This window comes from Protofrankia symbiont of Coriaria myrtifolia (assembly GCF_900634755.1).
GTDB classification, from domain to species: Bacteria; Actinomycetota; Actinomycetes; order Frankiales; family Frankiaceae; genus Protofrankia; species Protofrankia coriariae.
Window position 1 is genome coordinate 1 of the sequence record NZ_CAAAFS010000266.1, and the last position, 4,516, is coordinate 4,516.

4 protein-coding genes and 1 pseudogene are annotated in these 4,516 nt (G+C 73.7%); all 5 read right to left on the reverse strand.

Translation table 11 applies throughout. From position 1 onward, the window contains the following. Positions 1-271: 271 nt before the first annotated feature. The gene (locus CM1CMNOD_RS15010; RefSeq protein ID WP_043603806.1) at positions 272-487 is read right to left on the reverse strand and encodes a hypothetical protein; all 216 of its coding nucleotides are present in this window, start codon (positions 485-487) and stop codon (positions 272-274) included. An 87-nt stretch (positions 488-574) separates the two neighbouring features. Then, positions 575-2,320: a DNA repair protein RecN gene (gene recN, locus CM1CMNOD_RS15015; protein ID WP_013874450.1), complete on the reverse strand. Its 1,746-nt coding sequence runs from the start codon at positions 2,318-2,320 to the stop codon at positions 575-577. Between the two features lie 104 nt (positions 2,321-2,424). Continuing rightward, positions 2,425-3,312, reverse strand: a complete 888-nt coding sequence (locus tag CM1CMNOD_RS15020; RefSeq protein WP_013874451.1) for an NAD kinase — start codon at positions 3,310-3,312, stop codon at positions 2,425-2,427. A gap of 13 nt (positions 3,313-3,325) precedes the next feature. Next, positions 3,326-4,333 carry a TlyA family RNA methyltransferase gene (locus CM1CMNOD_RS15025; protein ID WP_013874452.1) on the reverse strand — a complete coding sequence of 336 codons (1,008 nt, stop codon included), beginning with the start codon at positions 4,331-4,333 and terminating at the stop codon, positions 3,326-3,328. Further along, positions 4,305-4,516, reverse strand: a pseudogene (locus CM1CMNOD_RS22500) (hypothetical protein); the annotation flags it as partial. The gene CM1CMNOD_RS15025 and the pseudogene CM1CMNOD_RS22500, both read right to left, overlap by 29 nt.

Consider the following 4,516-nt stretch of genomic DNA (forward strand, 5'->3'; position numbering starts at 1 on the left):
CGCTGGACGCCCCTACCCCGAACGTCCCGCTCGCTGCGGCCTCACCCGCGTAGCCGGCTGCGGTGAGCGCCTGGCCCGTAGGCAGAAAACGTCACCATGACGACGAAAACCACCTACGGACGCGGAAGCCGTAGGTGGAAAGCGCTGCGATGACGACGGTTTCCACCTACAGCTTCCGCTCCCGTCAGGGCGTGTCTGACGGATGTTGGTCGATGCGGGAGGTGGCCATCTGGGCGCCGATCCGCGCGAGTGAAGATCCACGGGAAACACCCTAGATGTCGGGCCATTCCGTCAGCGCGTCCTGGACGCCGTCGATGTCGAGTGGGCCGCGCTCTCGCTCGTACTCTTCGATGATCTCCCGTAGTTGCCGCGCGTGGACCCGGCGTGCGCCAGCCCTGGCGGCTGCATCAGAGAATCTGCGAGGCCCGGTGCGCGCGTCGGCCCGCGGGACGAGGTCTTCCGGGACGGAGTCACCGTGCTTGATCACACACTCGGTGCGGCTCGGCGGCGGGGCCATCTGCCATACGACTGTTGTTGCCACCACCCGTAGCAATCACAGAACCCAGCGATGTGGTCAGGGGATGTCGGCCTTGTCGGCGGCGGCGTTGGCCAGCAGTTCCTCGGCGTGGCCGCGGGCGAGCGTGCTCTCCTCGACGCCGGCGAGCATCCGGGAGAGCTCGCGGACCCGACCGGTGTCGTCGAGGGTTGTCACCCCACTGCGGGTCACCGAGCCGTCGTCGGCCTTGTTGATCACCAGATGGCGGTCGGCGAAGGCCGCCACCTGGGGCAGATGGGTGATGCAGATCACCTGGTGTGTGCGTGCCAGCCGGGCGAGGCGGCGCCCGACCTCGACCGCGGCCCGCCCACCGACACCGGAGTCGACCTCGTCGAAGACCATCGTCGTGGCGACGTCGCCAGCGGCGAGAACGACCTCGATGGCGAGCATCACCCTGGAGAGCTCACCCCCGGACGCCCCCTTGTGCACCGGCCGTGACGGCGCCCCGGGATGCGGTGTGAGCCGCAGCTCCACCTCGTCCACCCCGGTGGGGCCGTAGGCGAGCACCTGCCCGGCCACGGGGAGGCCGGCCGGGTCGGGACGCTGCGTGACGACCGCCTCGACCTTGGCCCGCGGCATCGCCAGGCCGGTAAGCTCGGCCACGACCGCCTCGGCGAACTTCTCCGCCGCGTCCCCGCGGGCAGCGCTGATCCGCCCGGCGAGCCCGGCGAGCTCGGCGACCAGCTGGTCGCGTTCGGACGCCCACACGCCGACCTGATCCTCGTCGGAGTCGAGCTCGAGCAGGCGGCGCCCGGCCTGGTCAGCCCATTCCAGGACGCCGGACAGGTCGGTGCCGTGGGCGCGAGCAAGGGCCGACAGCGCCGCCCGGCGGTCCGCGGCGGCGGTGAGCCGAAGCGGGTCGGAGTCGATCCCGGCGGCGTAGGAGGCGAGGTCCGCGGCGACGTCCGCGAGCAGCATCCCGGCCTCGTGCAGACGGTCGGCCAGCTCGGACAGGGCCGGGTCGAGGGACGCCTCCGCCGCGACCATGCGGTGGGCGGTCCCCACCAGGTCGGTGGCGCCTGGCACGCTGTCGCCGGTGGCGGGGTCGGACACCAGCACGGCGTGGGCGCCGCTGGCGGCCTGCGCCAGCGTCTCGGCATGCTCCAGCCGGCGCAGTTCGGCGTCGAGCGCGGCGTCCTCCCCGGGACGGGGATCGACCTTCTCGATCTCGGCGAGCCCGGTCCGCAGCAGCTCGGCCTCGGCGGCGCGCTCCCGGGCCCGACCGGTGATCTCGGCGAGCCGGGCGGAGACCGTGCGCAGCCGGGTGTAGGCGGTGGCGTAGGCGGCCAGGGGCTGGGCGACGGCGTCGCCGGCGAACCGGTCGAGGGCGGCGCGCTGCTCCCCGGTGCGCAGCAGCCGCTGCTGGTCGGACTGGCCGTGGATGGCGATCAGCCCGTCGGTGACCTCGGCGAGGACGCTGGCGGGCACCGCCCGTCCCCCGACGTGCGCGCGGGAGCGACCCTCGGCCGTCAGCGTCCGCCCGAGGAGAAGACCGTCCTCGTCGCACTCGCCACCGGCGTCGCGGACCCGTTCGGCCACCGGGCCGTCCGGCGAGACGATCAGCCGTCCGTCGACGAAGGCCCGCACCGCGCCGGGGCGCACCAGACCGGCGTCCGCGCGCCCGCCGGTGAGCAGCCCGAGCCCCTGGACAATCATGGTCTTGCCGGCTCCGGTCTCGCCGCTGACCACGGTCAGGCCGGGCGCCAGCTCGAGCACGGCGTCGTCGATGACCCCGAGCCCGCGGATGCGAACCTCCTCGAGCACAAACGTGACTCTATGGGGTGCGGCGTCCACTCCGCCGGCCGGCCGGCCAACACACCGCCGGCGCGGGTGGCCACGCCGCGCCCACCGTGCTCACCGGCCGCTGTTCATCGACCGCCGCGTCCCCGCCAGCCGGCCACCGGGAGATCGAACTTCGCGACCAGCCGGTCGGTGAAGGGGCGCGGGCGCACCACGGCGAGCCGCACCGAACGGCGTCCCCGCACGACCTCCACCCGGGAGAACGCCTCGACGTCCACCGACCGCCGGCCGTCGCAGGACAGCACGGCCGGCGTGGCGGGCAGCACCTCGATCGCGACCGACGACGTCGGGGCCAGCACCAGCGGACGCGCGAACAGGGCGTGGGCGCTGATCGGCGCGACCAGCAGGGCCTCGACACCCGGCCACATCACCGGGCCGCCGACCGAGAACGCGTACGCCGTCGACCCGGTCGGGGTCGAACAGATCATGCCGTCGCACCCCCACCGGGACAGCGGGCGGTTGTCGACCTCGACGACGCACTCGAGCATCCGGGCGCGGTCGACCTTCTCCAGCGACATCTCGTTGAGCGCCCAGCCCTCGTAGACCAGCTTGCCGCGGTGACGGACCGCCACGTCGACGGTCATCCGCTCCTCGACCTGGTAGTCCTTGCGGACGACATGATCGACCGTGGACTCCAGCGCATCCGGCTCGGCTTCGGCGAGGAAACCGACATGGCCGAGATTGACGCCGAGCAGGGGCGCGTCGGCGGTGCGCGCGAACTCCGCCCCGCGCAGCAGGCTGCCGTCCCCGCCGAGCACGAGGACCAGTTCGACCCCGAACGCGGCGGCGTCATCGGGCGGGACCACGTTGTCGCAGCGCAGGTCGAGCAGTTCGGCCTCGTCCCGCAGCACCCGCGGGGCGACCCCGGCGGCGACGAACTGGTCCAGCACCCGCTGGGCGATCTCCCGGACGACCGAACGGCGTGGGTGGGTGACCACCAGGACTTCCCGGCTCACTGGGCTTTCCGGCTCATCGACGACCCTCGTCACGCTCGGTGGACGGCTCGGAATCGGAACCAGGACAGGCGGTGGAGACGGAATCGACGGTAGGGACAGAACCGGTACCGGAGACAGGAGCAGCGTTGGAGGCAAGATCAGCGTTGGGGGCGGAAGCGGCGCGGCCGCCGGCCGGGCCGGCCGCGATCGCGGCGGCGATCGCCTCGGTCAGCCGCGGCGGCGGCATGGGCGGAGCGTCCCCGACGAGCCACAGCAGGTACTCCACGTTGCCCGCCGGTCCTGGCAGGGGACTTGCGACGACGCCACGCACGCCCAGCGACAGTTCGGCCGCGGCCTGCGCGACATCCCACACGGCGCGGGCGTGCAGGGCCACGTCGCGCACCACCCCGCCCGGCCCGAGGTCCGCGCGCCCGACCTCGAACTGCGGCTTGACCAGGACGACGAAGTCGGCCGCCGGTCGGGCGCAGGCCCGCAGCGCCGGCAGCACCAGCCGCAACGAGATGAACGACAGGTCGGCCACGACCAGGTCGACCGGCCCACCGATCGCCTCGGCGGTGAGGAAACGGACGTTGGTGCGCTCGAGGACGGTGACCCTGGGGTCGTTGCGCAGCTGCCAGGCCAGCTGGCCGTACCCGACGTCGACCGCCACGACCTCGGCGGCGTCGTGGCGCAGCAGGAGGTCGGTGAAACCACCGGTGGACGCCCCGGCGTCCAGGCAGCGCCGCCCGGCCACCCACAGCCGGCCCACACCGCCGCCTCCGGCGGCCTGCTGGCTGGCGGCATTCCCACCGAAGGCGGACAGGGCCGCGAGCAGCTTGTGGGCACCCCGCGAGACGTAGCCGGGATCGTCACCGGCGACGATCACAATGGGTGTCATGTCGTCGACGACCGTGGCGGGTTTGGTCGCCGGCCGCCCGGCCACCCGGACCCGTCCCCCCACGATCGCCTCGCCGGCCTGCTCACGGGAGCGCACCAGCCCGCGCCGGACAAGCTCACGGTCCAACCGTGTCCGGCGAGCCACGACAGGACGCCTCGTCCCGGTCACGCCGGTCCCCGGCCGGGCGCGCCGGGCGGCGGCCCCGGCCGGGGACCACCTGGGCGAGGCTCGCCAGCCCCGGGCGGCTGCGGCCGGGGTGCATCTGGCCCGGGTGGCTGCGGGCGGGGCACACCCAGGCCGGATGGGCGCGGCCCGGGCCAGATGCAC